We start from the raw sequence: 21,735 nt of genomic DNA, 5'->3' as shown, positions 1-21,735 counted from the left end.
TGTCAAGTCATAAACTATTCCTTTACAGAACCTGTATACATACCATGTATAAAATATTTCTGCAAGAATGGATAGATACATAGGATTGGTAATACCGCTATAACGACGCTGGCCATTTTCATGGATTGCGTTGTCATCTTCGCATATGTGTTTACATTACTCATCATATCGCCGGAAGTATTCTGATTTAATAGATTTCGAATAATATATTGAATCGGGTACAAGTTAGAATCCCTTACATAAACCATAGCTCCAAACCAATCATTCCAATGTATGACAGCCGCAAACAAGCCTAATGCTAATATACTGGGTTTTAATAGAGGTATCGCTATATAACGAAGTTTTTGAAGTTCACAAGCCCCATCTAAATCGGCAGAATCCATAATGTCGTTGGGAATACCCTCTACAAATAATTTAATAACTAAAATACCATAGGTATTAGCCAATCCCGGAACAATGTAAACCCAGAAGGAATTTAATAAATGAAGCTTATTCATCAGCAAATAATTCGGTATAAGTCCTCCGTTTAAAATCATAGTTATAATAAAAAACAACATTATTCCACTTCTAAAAGGCAAATCTTTTTTCGCAACTATATATCCAACCGGAACCGTTAGAACCAGTGCAGCTGCAACACCTAATATAGTTCTTAATACTGAAATTTTCATACCGTTAAAAAAGTTGGTTCCCGTAATAATATACTCATATGCACTAAAAATCGGTTTTCTTGGAAATATAACAAAATAGTTCCGAGCAATCATTTCCCCTTCCGAAGTTAATGACATACCCACTACATAAAGCAGAGGGATAATACAAACTATCATCACTATAGTCATTAATACTCCGATACTGATTTGATATATAAGTTCTGACCTTGACATTTTTATCTTGTTTGAAGATTGTTTTTTCATCTTTTCTTTTCCTTTCGACAAAACGGACATTCGCACTCCTAGATTGCTGCCTGCTCTTTGAGAGATTAAAATAAACCTCTTCCGGAAATCTTCTTTGCAACGGAATTCGAAATTAGTATGAGTACCAGACTTATGGAAGCTTTTAACATACTTACTGCAGATCCTATTCCATATTGCATTTTACCTAAGCCAACACGGTATACCCAAGTATCGATGATATCACCGACATCATACACAGCTACGTTATAAAAAAGCAAAATCTGCTCAAAATCATTATTCAAAATGTTACCGATTGCCATAATAAGTGAAAATGTAATAACCGGAAGCATAGCCGGAAGAGTTACTGCCTTAATGCGCTGTATCGGTCCGGCACCATCAATTTTGGCCGCTTCGTAGAGTTCAGGATTTACTCCTGTCAATGCCGCAAAATAAAGAATTGTTCCCCAACCAGCTTCTTTCCATATCTGAGATCCCACTATCAAAGGTACAAAAGCTTTCGGGGATGTCATAAAGTCAACACTCTTACCAGTAACCGTTGTTATTACGGCATTTATGAATCCATCGCCGGAAAAGAAAGCCATTACGATACCATATATAATTACCCAGGAAAAGAAGTGAGGTATGTATACCAAGGTTTGATTTATCTTTTTAAATCTTGTACTTCTAAGATCGAACATAGCAATAGTCAAAATTATCGGTGGAAAAAAAGTGAAAATCAGACGTGCAATACTAATAGTCAAGGTATTGCGAATTAATTTAAGCATTTCTCCTTCGGAGAATATGTAACGATAGTTATCAAGACCTACCCAGGGTGCTCCCATAATAGTGCTCCCCACCTTCATATTTTTAAGTGAAATAAGAAACCCCCATATAATTGGGATATATAAAAAAACAAAATAATATAATATAGCTATAATAAGGATGGGAAACAGCGACTTATACTTCCTCATTCGATATTTCAGTGAGCGTTGTTCCTCCATCGTATTAAACTTTTGCTGCTTATACAAATACCTTTCTTTTTTCATATTTCTTAATCCCTTTCTTTTTTCATATTTCTTAAATCGTATTTTCTGTATGTTTAAATACCTTTCTTCAGTATTTTTGAATACCGGTATGTAATTAAAAACCAGTTGTAAATCACCTATTTATTGTGGTACATTACCTAAATAACAAAGCGATACATCTTTTATATATACAATATTAATAAATACCGTTAAGCGTAACAACATAAAAAGCACAGTAAATTTACATCAAAACTTCAGTTATCACTACAATTCCAAAAATCATATCCCGAAAAAAACAGCACTTAATGTGGCATTAGCTCCCCGAACTTGATTAATTCTGAATCTTACTGACTTGTCATACCGGTAAACAAGATATTTACCATTTGAATAATTATCTACAATTTTTATAGGTGCCACCATATTTAAAGTATCTTTATCAAACATTTCAACCGCAAGTCTTCGTTCAGTATTATCCCAGTCTGCAAAATAGAGTGCAATGGTATACATCCTGTCAGTTTTCAGAAAAATATCAAGGGTAAATGTTTGCTGACAGGCAATTGGATCATTTGTATAAAGTGCACCCAGCTTCCTGTTTCCATTATTTCGAGTATTCCTTGCCAATGCACGTTCCTCATCGGTTTTACTGACCCATTGGATTGTATTAGCCTTGTTGTACCGGATATTAGCTACATAGTCCGGAAAGTTCTCTAAATCTTTACCTTGCCTATTATAAGAAAAGAAATCATACCCTTCCGTTCCATAAACGCCGCTCCAGTTCCCTTTCGTTTCTGAATCTTCCCGTACAAATTCTGCCGCATAAGTGTATTCTCTCTCTCTATATGCAGGGGTTTGTCCTTCGTAATCAACTTGAAATATATAAGTCCCTGATTTCAGTTCAGCTAAATATAAAAATTCAAAATCCTCCCCCAAAACAGCAGCTTCTCTGCCGTTCATACATATATCAGTAATGACTTTTTCCGCCTTCGGAATACCAATTTTAGCAGTGGTTCCTTCCGGAATAATCACTTTGCATTCTCCGGTGGCAGTATTAAACGAGGCTTCAATCATTCCGTGGGGGGTTGGCGTGCTGCCCGATACTCTGGTGACCTGACGGCCCAAATGCGGTTTAATATCAAATGTCCTAAATCCTGGGGACGTGGCTTTAATACCTAATACCTCTTCACTGAGCCAGGGCAGGACACCGGCACCCCAGGGATGTGCCAAACTGGTGTAGCCGGCCTGATTATTTGGTACTGGGTCATTTTCATTGATTACATCATTCCAGCCGGGCCGATAAGTTTCAAAAAATGTAGTCCCGCCATATTCAATCTGCCCTCCCCACATATCAAGTATGGAAGATATTCCATGGTCGTAATGACCAGATTTTCCCATTGCCTTTAAGATAAAATACTGATTAAAGGGTGAGTAAGAAAGCCGGTTTACCCGGTCTGTGAAGTTTTTATGGTAAAGGAATTCCATAATATCAGCAGTAACAATTCCAGCATTAATTGCATCAGCAGAGGTATGTAATCCGTAGCTGGAATACCAGTCAGCATCTTTAAGCAGATCACTTAATTTTTCTTTAACATAGCCTTCATAAGTATCAGCAAGATCACCCCGTCCGATATCACGGGAAACTATGGAAAATTGACTCCAAGCTTCAAGCGCCAGTAATTGATAGGAAATCTGGTTTGTTTTTATATCCGGATTTTCAAAACCGGCGCCAAGACGTTCATCCCACCCAAAAAATCCGAGTGCAGGGTTTTTAGCGTATATCTCATATGCATGTTGAAGCCGTAACATTGCCTGAGGCATTAAAGCACTTACACCTTTGCGGTCACCTGTGTATTTATAATAATCAATCAGACTAAAAATCCAATATAACTCAAAGCTCTCAATTCCATTGGTATGTACGGCAGTATAACGAAGGTTTTGGAGGACAAAATCATAGTTTCCAAATGCTATCAGTGCGGCGGCTTGGGCCGGATACGCATCTCCGGTCCAGGAATGACGGTCCCCCCGATCCATCAAAATAGCTGCAAAATGGTCTTCTTTCAGGTTTACACGTACGTCATAGGCCGCAGTGTACCATATTCGATTCAGCATCTCTATATTGCTGTTAAAACTGCCCTGATAATTTACCGGTTTTATTTGGCAGATGAGCCTGACACCGTTAATGTGGAAAGTTTTATCAAATTCTGTTACATTGATAAAACCAAAACGCACTCCCTCATAAAGTTCGTTGTTAAGTTCCAGACGATATGTATTTCCATATTTCACCGGTACAGCTATTTTAGATGGAGACCTGGGTCCTGTATTCACGATAGCCGGTTCATTATATTCGCTGATACCCAATGAAATGGCTCCATTTAAATCCGGGCTGTCAATCTCCAGCCAACCGGCCATTTCAACACCAAAATCTAGTAAAATCATACCGGTTCCCAAAACTTCCACTTCCTGATGATCTGTTATCAGTGTTTCAACACCAATAAAACTTCCGATATTTTCAGTCCTTACTCCTATCGGGTAGCATAGGAATATTTGGAGTAAATCAGAGGCTTTTGGATTATCCCACCGATAGTTAACAAAAGGATCTGGTGAATAGGGTTGTTCTTTGCCTGAAAAACTTCCTCCTGAAACATAATTATACGGTTCGGTTATAAGTGACGTACTGCCGATCTTAACGCCAGGTGGTATCTTTAAATCAGAAGTTGCTCTTAAAACACAGTTTGGTTCATAACTTTTTCCTATATATTTTTTAATCTTTTTCATTCTTATTTGTGACACCTTTCCTAATCTATGATTCCATTACGATTACTCTTATAAACTTGTTATCATTTTGACCTTGGTTCTTAATTGTTTCCTTGAATTAATCTTAAGGCTCTGCTAAGATAAAATATATAGGTGATTTTTTAATTTATAGGGGGGTATTTTTCATTCATGATTAACTTTTTTGATAACAAAAAATTATATATTTCAGATGATTTATATGTAGAATGTAATGAAGTATCAAAAGTAATTCCTCATTCACATGACTTTTTAGAATTAGCTTATATTATTAACGGTTCGGCAACTCATATCATTAATGGTAAAAAAATAGAGCTTAAAAAAAACACTTATATTATCATAGATTATGGTGCAAAACACAGCTATGAAAATATAAGTAAAAATCTGGTTATATTTAATTGCCTTTTTAAACCGAGGCTCATTGATAATTCCCTTGCTTATTCAAAAAGCCTTGCACAATTAATTAGTCATTACCTTATCAATATCGGATTTGAAATCAGCCAGCATCAATTTATTTACAATGTCTTTAACGATACGGATGATGTAGTCCTTACCCTTTTAAAAAAAATATTGGCGGAATACGAAGCACAATCTACAGGATGCATACAGATCATGCGTTCCATACTGACAGAAGTCATTATCCTGACTATGAGAAAAGTGGAAATAACCCAGCGGATTTATCTTACTCACTCTGAAAAAGAAATATCTGAAATAATTGCAGATATCAATAAAAACTATTTAAACCCTCTGACCTTACAGGAATTTTCTGACAAATATAGTACCAGCATAAGCAGCTTAAGTAAAAAGTTTAAAAAACAAACAGGTTATACATATTCCCATTACATTCAAATGAAACGAATTGAACAAGCATGCAGACTATTAAGCAATACAAGCGAAAAAGTAATAATCATCGCTTATGAATGCGGTTATACAGATATGAAACACTTTAATTCAATATTCAAAAAAATTATGGGAACAACTCCCACAATGTATCGAAAAATTATATGTTGCAAACAGCGTTAAAAGATTAGTAAATTCACATCAAATCTTCAGTTTCTATTTACAATTCCTATTGCAGTCAAATATAATAAACTCAAAATCAGGATGAAAAGTGGTGTTTCCTATGCTTCCTTATAAAACATTAGATAATATTTTACATCAATTAGAACCCGAAGAAGAACTATATAAAGCCCACCATGCCGAACCAGATTTGTCTGACCTTCCCTACATACTCTCGGGCAACACACCGGTATACGTTATGGCCGCTGATATCGTACCGCCTTTTTCCCATGCACCTCATCCCTCCATTATGATGCGAAAGACCAATCGTTTTATTAATGTATATCCTCATGTTCATCCCTGGATTGAGTTAGGGTATATGTATTCCGGCAGTTGTGATCATACTATCTTTAATACTTCCCATACGTTGAAAAAGGGACAGGTCTTTATATTAGATTCCGAAGCTCCTCATTCCGTTGAGAATCTGGGCGAAAATGATATATTAATTACAATGATTATGAGTAAACCTTATTTCACAGACTCTTTTTTTAATCACTTTTCAGAAGAAAGTGTTCTGTCACGTTTTCTCGTTAATGCTATTTCAAAACAGACGTCTCATGATAATTATATTATATTTAATTCGGAAAAAAACCGTCGTGTAACGATGTTCTTTTTAGAGCTCATGTGTGAGCATATTAGTCCTTCCATGAATTCACAGGATATGATTAACAGTCTGATTAGTTTATTATTTTTGGAGTTAATCAGTGTTTTTGAAGCAGATAAAGCATTGCAGCAGATGCAGCTTAATAAATCCACGATTGTACCTATTCTTAAGTATATAGAATCCAATTACAAAAGCTGTGATTTAAAGAGTACTGCCGCCTTCTTTAATATGAACCCCAATTACTTAACTACGATCTTAAAGAGAGATACCGGTTATTCCTTCAAAGAATTAATACAAAAACAGCGTTTTCGAACAATAACGAATCTTCTGCGCAATACAAAACTTTCTGTAGAAGAAATCGCATTTCAAACCGGTTATGAGAATACTACTTATTTTTATAAAAAGTTTAAAGAAGAATTTGATTGTTCACCGAAACAGTATAGAAATCAACACAAAATCAACTATTAACCCTATTAAGAATCCCAGGTCGATTTGACATTGATCTCTAACAGCCATTCTACTTTCTGAGAATAAAATAAAGCAAGGTGATCCTTTCTTGTATTGGCACAAATAATATGATATATTTAATTATAATAGATTGGAAAAGAAAGGATAGATGTTAAAATGAAATTTAATTGGTGTACCATTCAGGTTAATAACATGGAAGAGTCTGTAAAGTTTTATCGGGATATCGTAGGGCTTAAAATTGACCGCAGCTTTCAGGCCGGTCCGGATACTGAAATCACTTTTCTGGGCGAAGGTGAAACAAAAATTGAATTAATTCATAATAAAAATAATTCATCGGTTACTATAGGTGCTGACATTTCTCTTGGATTTGAAGTTAAGTCAGTGGATGAAATGATGACTTTCTTAAAAGAAAATAATATTTCCATTCATAGCGGTCCATTCAGCCCTAACCCTCATGTAAAATTTATCTATGTGCTGGATCCTAACGGATTAAAGATACAATTTGCTGAAGATCTGTAGTATTATAACAGTTGGACAAGTAGGTCCGTGTTAATATTTGATATATTTTATAACTATATACCTTCATAATTTTCTCAATTATCCAACATTAGGGGTTATTGCAAAATAATAATTATATGATCTTAATCATAATTATTATATTGCAATAACCCCTGCTTTATACTTCCATATAATTTTGCGAAACTAATAAGCGATTATTTTAAAAAAAATTACTTGAAACCACCTTAGCAAAGGTCTATAATTTAGTCTTGTGTATAAAAACAGAGAAATATAACCTCTGTTTATCAAGAGAAAATAATTAGACAACGCAGGTGGACAGTGTTATGGATACTAAAATGAAATTCAAAAATAATTACAAATCCGTTATAAACTCAGATGCAAATCGAATACATATTATATTTAAAAGTGTACTGGTAGGATTGCTGGCAGGTTCGGTAACGACACTTTACAGATTAATCCTGGGTAAAGCAGAAGAAATCAGTTTTCAGTTATATGCTTATTTTAAAGTACACCTTTCTTTACTTCCGGTATTGTTTTTATTGCTCGCTTTGTTAGGTTATATTACCGGACTGCTTGTAAATAAATTCAAAATGATAAGCGGAAGCGGTATTCCCCAGGTGAAAGGGATTATAATGGGATATTTTAAAAATAACTGGATTGGAACTTTAACCGGTAAATTCTTAGGCGGCACCTTATCCATTGTGGCAGGACTTTCTCTGGGCCGGGAAGGCCCCTCCATTCAGATTGGCGCCGGTATCGCAGAAGGACTTGGAAATAAAATTGCGTCTACCAGACAGGAAAAGAAAATACTGATTGCCAGCGGTGCCAGTGCAGGTCTTGCTGCTGCATTTAATGCGCCATTAGCCGGAGCAATGTTTGCAATGGAAGAGATATTTAAGTATTTTTCTCCTGTTATCTTATTATCTACCATGATTTCTGCCGTTGGGGCAGATTATGTATCCAAATTAGTTTTTGGTATGAATCCGGTATTTCAATTTACATTAAGTGACAGTATTCCTCTAGATGGGTACTGGCTTTTAATACTCCTCGGGGCAATTCTTGGTGTTGCAGGTGCTTTCTATAACCGTATTCTTCTCTTATCACAATCGTTATATAAAAAATGCGGCTGGTTAAATACCAAAACCAGAATAATCTTTCCTTTTCTTCTTGCCGGAATACTAGGCCTGGTGTTTCCAATCGTTTTAGGAGGAGGTCATGAAATAATTGGAGAAATCAACTTATCCCAGCCGATTTCATTTTTACTTCTGGTATTGATCATAAAATTCATTTTTTCTATGATCAGCTTCGGCTCCGGTGCACCCGGCGGTATCTTTTTTCCTCTTCTCATTATGGGAGCTTCTATTGGAGCAATCTGCGGAAATATCGCTGTTAACTTACTTGGATATAATGAAAATCTGTTTTATAATTTTGTAATTCTATCCATGGTGGGTTTTTTTACTTCCATTGTAAGAGCACCCATTACCGGTGTAATCTTACTGATTGAAATGACAGGATCCTTTTCTCATTTGCTGCCGTTAACAATCGTATCCATATTGTCCTATGTAGTTGCAGATTTACTAAAAAGTCCACCTGTCTATGATTCCTTATTGGATAATCAATTAAAAGAAAAAGGAATCCATACGGATCCCTTAGGTTCTGATAAAAAAATTACGATAGAAACAATCGTTCATCATGGTTCTCTGGCCGAAAATAAATTAGTCAAAGAGCTTGATCTCCCTCATAACTGTCTGCTTATTGCTTTGAAACGAAACCAGCACGAGTTTATCCCAAAAGGGAATACCAAAATTTTAGCAGGAGATTACCTGGTTTTACTTACAGATACTAACTCCGAAGCAGACTTAAGAATAAGGCTCACCGAAGTTGTCACTACTTAATTCAACAAATTATTTAAAATATATTATCAAATAGAGATAACTGATTATATTCGTATCCTGATTTATAACCGGCAATAATATCTTTCATATTATATAATATATGATTTTCCTCGCACTCATGGGCAAACAGACGATACAATTCCCTTGCATTAGGACTGGTGCATTGGTATCTGTCGCCATAACGACTGATATACTTCATTTTTAAATCTGGGAAAACTTCGTCCAGTTTCTCATAAAAATATTCCCGCTGGTTATTACGAAGTGTTACACCGAATGCCGGATAGATAAACTTCGCTCCGTTTTTCTTGGCGAGGGACACCATACTTACAATATTCTCTTTGTTATCACTGATAAAAGGCAGTACCGGCATAAACAAAATTCCGATAAAAATTCCGGCCTCAGATAGTTTGCGGACTGCCTCAAACCTCTGGGAGGATGGAGCCGTATTCGGTTCTATTAATCCGGATATGGCATCGTCCGTATTCGTTATTGTTATTTTACAGATAACCGGAGAGTGCTCTTTTATAGACTGCAGGATATCGATATCCCGGGTTATCAAAGTACCTTTTGTGGCAACAGCAATACCGAAATGAAAAGCATCCGCTAATTCCAGTGCATGCCTGGTTAAACTAAGCTCTTTCTCAAAGGGATTATATGGATCACTCATTGCCCCTGTACCAATGACTCCTGTCTTAACCTTACGCCTGAGTTCATCCCGAATAATTTCCAGGGCATTATCTTTTGCCCTGACTGTATCAAACTGATCAACCCGGTAGCAGTCACTTCTGCTGTCACAATATATACAGCCATGGCAGCATCCTTTATAGATATTCATATTGTAATCCGTTCCAAACCAGGAAGTATTTTTTGTCTTGGTTATGATTGTTTTAGCAGGAATGTATTGCATAACTCCTCCCCCTATCAAATTTCAAATTATTATCTTATTATTCCTATTATATATTAACAAATATAATATGTCATCTGTATGTCATATATCAAAATTATTGATTCATTGATATTTCCCCTAATTATTTTGCAGTTATAACCTTATTTATAAAAACGATTACAAAAAAGAAAAAAAATTGGTTACTTTTTATAAATTGTGATTGACTACTGTTTATTTGTATAGTAATATATACCATATAAGTCATATATGGAATTTATATTCCATATATGGAATATAAGAGGGGGGTATAAGATGAAACAAGAAGAATTACAGAAAAAAATGCTTCAATGCAGTTCACTTAAGTCAATGCAGATCATTATTGCTATTTCATCAGCGGAAGATTATACAAGCATTGTTGAATTAAGTAAGATTACCGGGTTAAGCGCCAGTACGATTCATAGAATTTTAAACGAATTAATGGAATGCGGTTTCGTGGTAAAAGACGAGAAACAAAAGAAATTTAAATTAGGTTTTGAATCAGTTGCTTTATCCATGAAAATACAGGTTACGGATTACCTGGCAGACATTTCCAGAGAAGAAATGGCTTATTTAAACAACTTATCCGGTGAAACAGTGAATTTGGTAACCTTAAACGGTTATGAGGGTGTTTATATAGCCAAAATGGAGGCAAAAAACCAGATAGCGTTAAAGTCAAAAGTGGGCTGGCGAATACCTCTATACTGTACAAGCAGTGGTAAAGTTCTTTTATCCTGCCAGAATGAAAGCTGGCTGGACGGATATTTTAAAAACATAACTTTAAACCAGTTTACTAAGAATACCGTTACCGACCGCCGTACATTGGAGATAGAACTAAAAAAAATCAAGATACAGGGATATGCCATGGATATAAAAGAACATAACCAGGATATTATATGTCTGGCAGCGCCTATATTTTCTCATGACCGTAAATGTGTCGGAACAATTGGAATCGCGGCACCGGACTACCGATTTACGGAAGAAAAAGCATTATCCTATCTGGATGATGTAATGAAAGCGGCACAAAGCATCACAAATAAGCTTTTGTGATGCTTGTAGCATAGATTTTATAAAAGGAGGTTTAAAAAATATGGAGGGTATGGATTTCGATTACAAAGATAATAAATATCGGAGTGCTAAAGTCGTAAATGGATTAAACATGGCTGGACCCAGAGCCCATTTTCGCGGAATGGGATTTAATGACGATGAATTAAGGCGCCCGTTTATTGGAGTAATTAATACCTTTAACGAAATGCATCCGGGTCATATCCATTTAAAACGAATCGGAGAATTGGTAAAGGATGGGGTAAGAACTGCCGGTGGTATTCCTTTTGAAGTAAATACCATATCTATTTGCGATGGATTTACACAGGGTCATGTAGGAATGTGCAGTGTTCTCCCAAGCAGAGAAGTAATAACGGATTCCATTGAGGTTTACGTCAATGCACATCAATTGGATGGAATTGTATTAATTGGAGGATGTGATAAGATTGTCCCAGCTATGCTCATGGCAATGCTCCGAATCAATATTCCTGCAATTCTGGTAACCGGAGGTCCTATGCTTCCGGCCGAATATAAGGGAAAAACTTATGCCACTTATGAATTAAAAGAAATGGCTGGAAAATTGATGAAAGGTGATATTTCCAGAAAAGAATATGACCATATGGAGGGGTTGATGTCCCCGGGGCCGGGTTCCTGCGCTATGATGGGTACAGCGAACAGCATGTCCGTGGCAGCCGAAGCCATGGGGCTGACGCTTCCCGGCAGCGCCTGCGCACACGCAGTAAGCGGGAAAAAGAACCGGATCGCAAAAGAAAGCGGTATAGAGATTGTCCGTCTTGTGGAAGAGAATATCCGTCCAAGGGATATTGTAAATCAGGAGATGCTGGAATTTGCTGCAAAAATCTGCTTAAGTGCAGGAGGCTCCACCAACATAACCTTGCATCTGCCCGCTATTGCACATGAGGCAAAGTTAAATATGACCCTGAATGAAATTGAAAAAATTTCAAGTAACACACCATATTTAGCTAAAATTAAACCGTCCGGGCATCATACAATGCTGGATCTTTATAAGGCCGGAGGTGTATATGGCGTTATTAGGGAATTTGCAGATACAGAGAACCTGGATCGGATGACCGTAAATGGAAAGACCCTGCGTGAAAATCTCCGGGATATTGTTGAGCTTGACCATGAGGTAATCCATCCGGTCGCAGATGCTTATGCGAAAGAAGGGTCTATTGCAGTTTTGCGCGGTAATTTATCACCCGGAGGCTGTGTGGTAAAGCAGGCTGCTGTTGTAAAAAACATGAGAGTCCATACCGGACCCGCGCGGTGCTTTGAAAGTGAAGAAGAAGCAACGGCAGCAATTTATGATCAAAAAATAGAACATGGAGATGTGATTGTCATACGGAATGAAGGCCCAAAAGGTGGCCCTGGAATGCGTGAAATGCTTACTGCAACCGCTGCGTTAGTAGGTATGGGATATTCAGAAACGGTTGCGCTTATAACGGATGGCAGATTTTCCGGAGCAACCAGAGGACCATGTATCGGACATATATCACCCGAAACCGCACAGAGAGGTCCCATCGCTGCTCTTAAAGATGGTGACATGATAACAGTTAATATTGATAAAAGGTTAATTCAGGTCGCTCTATCCGATGAGGAAATAAAAGAACGGCTTGAGAAACTTCCACCATTCACTCCTAAAGTGAAAGATGGTTATTTATACCGATACGCAAACAGTGTTTCTTCTGCGGATGAAGGAGCAATTTTAAAATAAAGAATACCCCTGAAATAAGTACATGTTGACTGGCCGGTTAACAAACAGATTTCAAAGAGGCATTCTCATCTTTATTATAGAAGAAAATCTAAAATAATACAAGATTTGAGATGTTAAATTCGGGGTAAAACCATAGGAGACGATTAAATTTGAGGAGTACAAATAAATTTTCTGGGATTTCAGCTCCGGTGTTGACCCCTTTTTGTGATAATGGCGGTGTCAATTATAAGGAATATGAAAAATTAATCAGATATATAACAACAAATGGAGTACACAGCATATTTGTCTGTGGAACCTCCGGTGAATTTATCAACCTGACATTGGAAGAAAGAGAAGAATTGCTCATTGCAGCCAAAGAAGGGGCAGCTGAGGGAACAAGTGTTATGTTTAACATTACTGCTATGAACCTGCGGGATCTGGACCGCTTAATTGAGTATGCAAAAAGCCGGAAAGCTGACAGTGTTTCGGTAACCGCACCATATTATCACAAATATGATACCAATACCCTGACAGAGTATTTTAAGACTGTATCGGAGCATACCGGTGATATGCCGCTGTATCTTTACAACATGAGCGGAATGACACAAAACCCCATTACAGCAGTAATATTAAAAACATTATTAGAGAGTTGTAATAATATAAAAGGAATTAAAGACAGCAGCATGGACTTTATGACTATTTTAGAATACCAAAACGTGGTGGATAAAAAAGATTTTGAGATTATTACAGGAAATGACGCACAGGTTTTGGCCGCTTTACAGGCAGGAGCATCCGGAGGAATTATCGCTGCGGCAGGCGTCTGCCCGGGTGAAGCCTCTAAAATATATGAAAAATTCATGGAAAATGATATGCCCGCCGCAAGAATAGCCCAAAATAAGATTATGTCCATGCGGGAACTATTCCGTTCGGTAATGCCTGTCATGGCTCATAAGAAAGCATTGGAGCTTTATGGTTTTCGTATGGGACGGGCCAGATTTCCATTCAGAGATCTGACAGATGGAGAAACAGAAATAATAATAAAAGGTATGAAAAATTTAGGATTGGTTTAGATACCAAAAGGAGGATGTTAAAAATGTTAGAAGGTTGGGGACTTATGGCAGCTTTTTTAATTGCAATTGCACTCTTACTGATATTAATTATAAAATTTCACTTAAATGCATTTATCGCATTACTGACTACAACCATAGCTACCGGTTTAATGGTCAGAATGCCCATTGAGGATATTACTTCATCAATTACAAACGGATTCGGCAGTACTCTGGGGAGTATCGGGGTCATCATTGGTCTGGGCGTTATGCTCGGAAGGTTTTTATTTGAATCGGGCGGAACGGATGTTATGGCCGATACGTTTCTGCGTAAATTTGGAAGTAAACGCTCCAGGCTAGCCGTATCCATATCAGGGTTTTTGACCGGTATTCCTGTTTTTGGAGATATTGTACATATTATGTATGCACCTATGGTGAGATTGATTTCTTATAAAACTTCCGTACCAATCATGTCACTGGTAACAGCCATGACAGTATCCACCGTATGTACGGGAGCCATGGTTATTCCGACACCGAATCCAATGGCAGTAGCAGAACAACTGCAATTGGACGTGGGAGTGTTTTTTCTGTATGCATTAATTACTGGTTTTGTCGGATCTCTGGTCGGAGGTGTCCTGTATGGTGGATGGGTAGAAAAACGTGATAGAAAAGTAAAGTATGTTTACGACTTTAAGGACCTGGAAGAAGACGAAAAAATGCTGGAGGATGCTAAAAACAGTAACAGAATCACATTTGGTAAGGCAATCTCCATTTTAATTCTCCCTATTTTACTGATTCTCATAGGAAGTTTCGGAACTCTGCTTATCAAAGGTGGAATTGCTCTTACTATTATCAGTTTCATTGGAAATAAAAATATTGCTATGCTAATTGGTGTTATTTATGCGGCTCTGATATCAAAACCATATTTGAAAAAATCCGTAGAAACTGTTATGAGCGACTCTGCAGCCCAAGTAGGACTGGTATTACTTATCACCGGTTCAGGCGGTACATTCGGAAAAGTTCTACAGACTACCGGTATCGCAGACTATTTGTCACAGACCCTTCTGGGATTCCATGTACCTGTATTGGTGCTCTGCTTTATTATCTCTCAAGTTTTACGATGTGCACAAGGCTCCACAGGTGTTGCCCTTATTACCACTTCCTCTATGTTATCTTCTACCATAGTGGCCAGCGGTATATCTCCGGTGCTTTGCGGTATTGCAATCTGTGCCGGCGGTATCGGTCTTTCACTGCCCAATGATTCCGGATTCTGGGCTATTAACAGATTTTATAAAATCTCTGTACCGGATACGATTCGCTCCTGGAGTATCGGAGGATTTATTGCCGGGGTGACATGTCTCATTTTTGTTTGTATATTATCAATTTTCCAAGGCGTTCTGCCTGGATTGTTATAAAATCATTCTATAATCAAAGCGATATTATTAGGTCCGCCGTGCTGCGGCTCTACCTTATCCCTGCGACACAGGCATTTCAGTCGGAGATACACTCCGACTGAAAATAAGTAAGTCCTTAACGCTCAGCTAAAAAGCGTGGGACTTACTTTAAAGAAATCCTGTTGTTATTTATGATATGGTTTGCTATATCATTTATATATAGATAAAGTCTCCTGTAATCTGTTTTTTATGATCTCACGGATACGGACAGGCTCCAATACTTCCGCATAGTTACCAAAAGATAGAATATATCCATATACCCATTCGTCTTCCGGAAATGAAAAAGTTACAATAAAACTGTCCTTCTTCTCTTTATGAATTTGATTTTCATCAAATTCATCATAAACACGATAAGCCTGAGTCGCTGAAATCTTCATTTTAATGGTCACCATATTGGTAACAGACGTCACATTAAGCATGCCAGACTGATCCAATGGCATTTCTCTTGTAAATGTGTCATTTAGAACATTCAGATTTTTCATCCGATTAAGCTTAAAAGTTCTTATATCAGATTTGGCTCTGCAATAAGCTTTTAAATACCATGTTCTATTTTTAAACCATAATTGAAGAGGCTCTGTCTCTCGTCTGGTTCTCTCCCCATAGGTACTGTAATAATCAAACTGGAGTACTTTTTTTTGTAATACAGCAGTTTTAATTTGATTAAATTTTTCCTTTTGATTGTCACTCCAGTCGGAATAATCAACTTCAATCCAATTATTTTGTTTGGTTCCGAATAGATTGCTTAACTTATTCAGCACCTTATCTAAATCCGGATAATTAGTAGCACTTAATCCCTGAAGTGCAGACAGGATATCCTCCTGCTCCACTTTTGATAATACAGATTTATTCAGCACAAAATTATCCAGTAATCCAATACCGCCACCCTTACCTTTACTGGTGTAAATAGGAATACCTGATTGACATAATACGTCAATATCCCTATAGATGGTGCGTACGGATACTTCAAAATGTTCTGCCAGTTCTTTGGCCGTTATATAATTTTTATTTAATAGAATATATACGATTTCAAATAATCGATTTACCTGCATATTATCACCCAAACACATTGAAACATTATCCTGTGACAATATGATGTCAAAATTTTTACTATTCTATTATATTTTTTATAACGATAACATTAACTATTCATTAAGTTATTTCATCCAAGAGAAACTCTTGAACTGCTGCTAATGCTGTTATCATATCATCATGCATTAAAATGCATTTATTAAATTATGATTTAATTACTTTTCTTACCTTTTAACAAAAATGTTAACAGAAGAAAAACAACTCCGGTTAATACTATAGTAGCACCCGGTTTTAACCCTTTGTAATAGGATAAGGTTAAACCTGCTATGGTAAAGATAACGGCAAACATAATAGAGTATAACAAGGTCTGTTTAAAACTTTTACCGAACTGCATTCCGCAGGTAACAGGGATAACCATTAAGGATGAAATAATAAGTGCACCTACTGTTCTGGAGGCTATGGATACGGTCAGGGCGGTTAATATGGTAAATACGATATTAATGGTTCTGACAGGTACTCCGGACAACTGGGCAGCCGATTCATCAAAAGCCATATAGAGAAGTTCTTTATACAGCATAAGAAAAACAATAATAACAAGTAAACTGATTCCGATAACCAGCCACAATTCAAAATCAGTAATAGCAACAATACTGCCGAATAAAAAACTATTAAAATTTGAGGTATTGCTTACAAATCCGGAAAGTACACCTGCTAATCCTACACCTGCGGACAATACCACTGCAATGGATATTTCCGAATATTTAGGGAACCTTTTGCGGATAAACTCTATGCCAAAGGCAGCAAGGATACAGGCTATGGATGCACCTAATACCGGATTCACACCCATAATGAGTCCCAAGGCCACACCTGCTAAAGACGTATGACTTAGAGCATCTCCTGTCATGGATAACCGCCTTAATACTACAATAATACCAATACAGGGTACAATAACAGCCAGGAGAATACCTACGATAAATGCTTTTCGCATAAAGTCATACTGCAGTAACATATCCATAATAAATCGTCCCCCCTTACTGATTACTTTCTGCCTGTATTAAATGTAATTTCTTATCTTTGATTTCATAAATCTTATTCATATTATTTTTGACACCCTGAATACTATGAGTTACCATAACTATGGTGATTCCGTTGTCCTTATTTAATTGGGATAGCAATTGGTAAATATTTTTCTCATTTTCCGAATCAATTCCGGCTATGGGCTCATCCAAAATCAATAATTCAGGATTATTTACCAGGGCTTTAGCTATTAAGACCCTTTGCTGCTGCCCTCCGGACAATTTACTGATTAATCTGTCTTTATATTCCGACATACCGACAAGTCCTAAAGCCTTATCTGCCATATCATAGTGCTTTTTTTTCGGCCTCTTAAAAATACCGACACTGCTATATAAATTAAGCATCACAACTTCCATTACTGTTGCGGGAAAATCCCCCTTCACCGATAAGCCGACTTGCGGGACATAACCTATATTTTTGGCAGACTTGTTTATAGTACCGTTTTTGGTTTGCAGTAAGCCTAACATTAATTTAATCAGGGTACTTTTCCCGGTTCCGTTAGAACCAATTATTCCTAAGTAATCCCCTTTTTCAATCTTTAAATTAATATCCTTCAGAATTAATCCATCCTCATAACCAAAACTAAGGTTTTTCATTTCAATACTATCCATGACTGCCTCCTGCCCCTTGTTTTATTATTTCAGTGCACTCACTAGAACTTCCAGATTTTTGTCCATTATAGATAAATAATCCTCACCTGCATTTATCTGCTCCTGAGTCAGGCCTTCCAACGGATTTAAAACCTCGGTTTTAGCACCAATTTCCGATGCGATAGCCTCTGCCACCTTAGGGCTTACTAATTCTTCGAAAAATATTGTTTTAATCTTTTTGCTTCTTGCAAAGTCAATAATTTCTGCCATTCTTTTTGCATCCGGTTCAGAATCTGCCGCAAGTCCTTCTATCGCTATCTGGTTTAATCCATAATCTGCACATAAATAAGCAAACGCCTGATGAGCTACAACAATATCTTTGTTGGTTAATGCTGATAATTCATCCTTAAATTTGGTATCCAAAGTCTCAAAATCAGCAGCATTTTTATTAAAATTATCTTCATAATAAGCAGCGTTATCCGGATCTGCTTTCACAAAGGTATCCTTAATCGTTTCCATTTCCTTTTTTGCATTCCTGATACTTAACCAGACATGGGGATCCGCTGTAATTTCTTCACTGTTTTCCTTCTCTCCATCTTCTGCTTTTCCCTCTAACAGAGTAAGTCCTTTGGAGGCTTCTACTAATATGAGACTTTCATTTTCAAGAGAAGAGGTAACCTGATCAATCCAGTGTTCCATACCGACACCATTATATATCAGTATATCCCCTTTCTCAAGACTCAAAATATCTGTTGTAGCAGGTTCCCAGTCATGCGGTTCGGTACCTGCCGGAACAAGATTTGTTACATGAACTTTATCCCCGCCGACTTTCACAGCAAAATCATATAAGGGATAAAAACTGGTATATACCTCAAGTTTCTTATTCTTTGAATCATTTTTCTTATTCAGGTTTTCAGTTACAACTTCCGTACTTTTTATGGAATTTACCTTTGACTGCTTACTGCAGGCTGTAAAGGATAAAATCAGTGTCAGAACAACTAATATCTTAAAAATTTTTTTCATTTTAAATCACCGTATCTTTCTTTATAAAGCTATAATTTTCATAAATTTTTGAACTATCATCCATGAGATGATATGCTTTTAGAAACAAACGCAAATGCAAATCATTTGCATTTAATATACTACGATATTTTCAAACTGTCAAGGATGAAATTTATTGGCTAAAATAATTAGAATAGTTAAAGTTGATTTTACCGGGTTTGTTTAAAATACGATAAATTATTTCTTCTTGACAATTGCCAAACTGTATTCTATGATTTTAAGAGAATAAACATAGATTATTAACTAAGACTATTATTTGTTAATAATGAATACTTTACACAAAGTATCCTATGTCAGGTTTAAAGGAGTGAACTACCTTGGATAATAATACATTAAAATCTGCAGACCTTAAGCAAACCAAAAAGCGTATTCTTATATTATCTGTATTAGAAGCTGCATCTAATGCTCTGACAGCAGAAGAAATCGCTGAATTGACTTCAAAAGATATGAAGATGAGTATATCTACCATATACCGCGCTTTAAATGCTTTAGCAGATAAGAATGTAATTATTAAGGCGCTGCACCAGGATGGTAAAACTTATTATGAAATAAATAATCACACCCACAGGCATTCCCTTATATGTACATTGTGTAATGAAAGTATACCTATTAATGCCTGTCCCCTTGAAAGTCTTGAGAATTATCTGGCCTCTGAAACCGGTTATGTTATTACCGGACACAATCTGGAATTCTTCGGAATATGTCCGAAATGTGCGGCCAAAAAGGCCAATACAAAATAAAAAGGAAGCCTGTAACTGACTTCCCTTAAGAATATATTAATTTCATAATAAGCTAGACCCCTTCGCTCATAAATAATAAAAGGGTTCTGTATATATCCAGTATACCGAATCCCCAGTCTTGATTGGGATAAGGTATATTATTAAATCTTCTTGCACCGCTGACTAACATTCTTCTGATTATCACATTTGTCATAGAAGGCAGGTTCCCCCTAATTATTCCCCATTCCAATAACATGGCGGATACTCCGGCAGCATGTGCCGCAGCCGCACCGGTTCCTGTCACCCGAATATAGGTATTACCCATTGCTGGTGATTTAATATTAACTCCCGGCGCCGCTATGTCCGGTTTCAGTCCGTTATCTTTGGTAAATCCTCTGCTGGAATAATAATACAAACTGTCATTAACCGGATTATATGCGCTAGCTGTTATAACATTAACCGTATTGCCAATGGAAGTAATTGTTGTATTGGTATCCGAATTAAAGAAAAAGGTATTCTCTGTTATAAAATTGTACATTGGTAACCAGATATGATACCTTGAATTTAAATCTCCTGTCCCCTTAACGATGAACCTCCATATACCGCTTTTTGGTTTTTGGAAACGTACTAATATAAGCTGGTTACCGGTTGAAGTTTCACTGACTTGATTATCCACAAGTATTGTGGTGTCCTGATAAGTTATTACCTTTGTTTCCTGAGGACTTAGACTCTCCGGAATATGTGCAACTAACGTAAAATCAGGTGAATAAATATCCATTTCAACTACGTTAGGGACATATCCCCATAGTTCAACTGCAAAACCGGTTTCATTTTCACCCACGTTAAGGCCAATGGTCTCCTGGGTTTTTGACGGATTTACTTCTCCATAGTAGTGATGTCCCCGGTTTCCTTCATTCCCGGCTGCCGTTACAACTGATGTTCCGACTCTGTTACAAATGTCCTGAAGGTATCTGCACAAGATGCATTTTCCTTCGTGGGAACCCTGGTTTGTACCGATTCCCAAACATATTACCAGAGGTCTTTGTAATTGTCTTGCTACCTCTATCACATAGTTTACCCCCAGCATAATATCATTTTCCTGATAGCAGACAGCATTCTCGGGAACACAAAAAAACTCTTTTAAATAAGATTTCGCAGCTTTTAGTTTAACAATAATTAATTCTGTATCCGGAACTACTCCGCTGAAACCATTTTCTTCTGAAGCGGTCCCTGCCGCAACTCCCGCCATCATCGTCCCATGACCAATTGTATCCGTACTGGGTACAATTGACATTGGGTCTGTACTTTGAAGAGCTGAATTAATTTGGTCTCTGTTATATTCTGTACCATAATAAAAATTTTCGGGATATTTGTCACTGTCTATGGACTGATCCCATATAGATATAATTCTGGTGGTTTTATCAGTATTTCGGAAAGCTGCATTAATGTAATCGATTCCGGTATCTATAAATCCCATTAACACCCCCTGACCCTTAAAGTTATAGTTTTCATCGCTGCGAATCTGATTGATACCCGAAGCATCCAGGCTGACATAAGACAATAACCCATAAAGTTTAGGAATATTCAAATACCCAAATTGCCGGATACTATTTACAGTCATATTTTCCAGGGGTAAATAAACAATCGCATATTTATTTTCAATTAGCTGAACTGAATAATAGGGATTATTACGTACTGCATTTATCCTATCGTAATTATCCATCACGAAGTCAGCAAAAGCATTACTGTTTATTTTATATCTATCTTCAGGGCTCATTCTTACTACCGCCGCCACATGCCTGTTATTATTTAATTAATATGTTCTTATTTC

General features: G+C 36.9%; 18 protein-coding genes. 9 read left to right on the top strand and 9 right to left on the bottom strand.

Annotation, left to right across the window (positions count from 1 at the left end):
• Positions 1-14: 14 nt before the first annotated feature.
• From RBU59_RS21080 to RBU59_RS21070, 3 genes are all read right to left on the bottom strand, one after another.
• Positions 15-911, bottom strand: coding sequence for a carbohydrate ABC transporter permease (locus tag RBU59_RS21080; RefSeq protein ID WP_308144443.1), 897 nt, complete (start codon positions 909-911; stop codon positions 15-17).
• 65 nt (positions 912-976) lie between these two features.
• Positions 977-1,732: an ABC transporter permease gene (locus RBU59_RS21075; RefSeq protein WP_308144442.1), complete on the bottom strand. Its 756-nt coding sequence runs from the start codon at positions 1,730-1,732 to the stop codon at positions 977-979.
• Positions 1,733-2,194: 462 nt separating this feature from the next.
• Complete coding sequence (locus RBU59_RS21070) at positions 2,195-4,687, bottom strand: alpha-L-rhamnosidase C-terminal domain-containing protein (RefSeq protein WP_308144441.1); 2,493 nt, start codon at positions 4,685-4,687, stop codon at positions 2,195-2,197.
• 168 nt (positions 4,688-4,855) lie between these two features.
• Between RBU59_RS21070 and RBU59_RS21065 the strand changes: the two genes are divergently transcribed.
• The 4 genes from RBU59_RS21065 (at position 4,856) to RBU59_RS21050 (ending at position 9,247) form a co-directional block, all read left to right on the top strand.
• The gene (locus RBU59_RS21065; RefSeq protein WP_308144440.1) at positions 4,856-5,725 is read left to right on the top strand and encodes an AraC family transcriptional regulator; all 870 of its coding nucleotides are present in this window, start codon (positions 4,856-4,858) and stop codon (positions 5,723-5,725) included.
• Positions 5,726-5,825: 100 nt separating this feature from the next.
• On the top strand, positions 5,826-6,833 hold the full coding sequence (locus tag RBU59_RS21060) for an AraC family transcriptional regulator (RefSeq protein WP_308144439.1): 1,008 nt from the start codon (positions 5,826-5,828) through the stop codon (positions 6,831-6,833).
• A gap of 156 nt (positions 6,834-6,989) precedes the next feature.
• Positions 6,990-7,352 carry a VOC family protein gene (locus tag RBU59_RS21055; RefSeq protein ID WP_308144438.1) on the top strand — a complete coding sequence of 121 codons (363 nt, stop codon included), beginning with the start codon at positions 6,990-6,992 and terminating at the stop codon, positions 7,350-7,352.
• 323 nt (positions 7,353-7,675) lie between these two features.
• Positions 7,676-9,247, top strand: a complete 1,572-nt coding sequence (locus RBU59_RS21050) for a ClC family H(+)/Cl(-) exchange transporter (RefSeq protein ID WP_308144437.1) — start codon at positions 7,676-7,678, stop codon at positions 9,245-9,247.
• A gap of 13 nt (positions 9,248-9,260) precedes the next feature.
• On the opposite strand, the gene RBU59_RS21045 is transcribed toward RBU59_RS21050, so the two are convergent.
• Positions 9,261-10,154, bottom strand: coding sequence for an SPL family radical SAM protein (locus RBU59_RS21045; protein ID WP_308144436.1), 894 nt, complete (start codon positions 10,152-10,154; stop codon positions 9,261-9,263).
• Between the two features lie 291 nt (positions 10,155-10,445).
• On the opposite strand from RBU59_RS21045, the gene RBU59_RS21040 reads away from it, so the two are divergent.
• The 4 genes from RBU59_RS21040 (at position 10,446) to RBU59_RS21025 (ending at position 15,388) form a co-directional block, all read left to right on the top strand.
• Positions 10,446-11,219: an IclR family transcriptional regulator gene (locus tag RBU59_RS21040; protein WP_308144435.1), complete on the top strand. Its 774-nt coding sequence runs from the start codon at positions 10,446-10,448 to the stop codon at positions 11,217-11,219.
• A gap of 40 nt (positions 11,220-11,259) precedes the next feature.
• Positions 11,260-12,948: a dihydroxy-acid dehydratase gene (gene ilvD, locus RBU59_RS21035; RefSeq protein WP_308144434.1), complete on the top strand. Its 1,689-nt coding sequence runs from the start codon at positions 11,260-11,262 to the stop codon at positions 12,946-12,948.
• 149 nt (positions 12,949-13,097) lie between these two features.
• Positions 13,098-13,997, top strand: coding sequence for a dihydrodipicolinate synthase family protein (locus tag RBU59_RS21030; protein WP_308144433.1), 900 nt, complete (start codon positions 13,098-13,100; stop codon positions 13,995-13,997).
• Between the two features lie 23 nt (positions 13,998-14,020).
• On the top strand, positions 14,021-15,388 hold the full coding sequence (locus RBU59_RS21025) for a GntP family permease (RefSeq protein ID WP_308144432.1): 1,368 nt from the start codon (positions 14,021-14,023) through the stop codon (positions 15,386-15,388).
• A gap of 188 nt (positions 15,389-15,576) precedes the next feature.
• On the opposite strand, the gene RBU59_RS21020 is transcribed toward RBU59_RS21025, so the two are convergent.
• From RBU59_RS21020 to RBU59_RS21005, 4 genes are all read right to left on the bottom strand, one after another.
• A complete protein-coding gene (locus tag RBU59_RS21020; protein ID WP_308144431.1) occupies positions 15,577-16,476 on the bottom strand; it encodes a helix-turn-helix transcriptional regulator in 900 nt (299 codons plus the stop codon).
• 191 nt (positions 16,477-16,667) lie between these two features.
• Positions 16,668-17,471, bottom strand: a complete 804-nt coding sequence (locus tag RBU59_RS21015; protein ID WP_308144430.1) for a metal ABC transporter permease — start codon at positions 17,469-17,471, stop codon at positions 16,668-16,670.
• Positions 17,472-17,487: 16 nt separating this feature from the next.
• Positions 17,488-18,144 (bottom strand): metal ABC transporter ATP-binding protein, encoded by a 657-nt coding sequence (locus RBU59_RS21010; protein WP_308144429.1) that lies wholly within the window; start codon positions 18,142-18,144, stop codon positions 17,488-17,490.
• A gap of 24 nt (positions 18,145-18,168) precedes the next feature.
• Positions 18,169-19,146, bottom strand: coding sequence for a metal ABC transporter substrate-binding protein (locus RBU59_RS21005; protein ID WP_308144428.1), 978 nt, complete (start codon positions 19,144-19,146; stop codon positions 18,169-18,171).
• A gap of 356 nt (positions 19,147-19,502) precedes the next feature.
• On the opposite strand from RBU59_RS21005, the gene RBU59_RS21000 reads away from it, so the two are divergent.
• A complete protein-coding gene (locus RBU59_RS21000) occupies positions 19,503-19,925 on the top strand; it encodes a Fur family transcriptional regulator (protein ID WP_308144427.1) in 423 nt (140 codons plus the stop codon).
• Positions 19,926-19,977: 52 nt separating this feature from the next.
• Here RBU59_RS21000 and RBU59_RS20995 read toward each other — a convergent pair whose 3' ends face one another.
• Entirely contained in the window at positions 19,978-21,681 is a 1,704-nt protein-coding gene (locus RBU59_RS20995; protein WP_308144426.1) for a S8 family peptidase, read from the bottom strand.
• Positions 21,682-21,735: the final 54 nt, after the last annotated feature.

Origin of the sequence: Anaerocolumna sp. MB42-C2 (assembly GCF_030913705.1) — a bacterium.
Classification (GTDB): domain Bacteria; phylum Bacillota; class Clostridia; order Lachnospirales; family Lachnospiraceae; genus Anaerocolumna.
The sequence above is the reverse complement of the archived record's forward strand: the minus strand, read 5'-3'. Positions and strand labels throughout refer to the sequence as shown.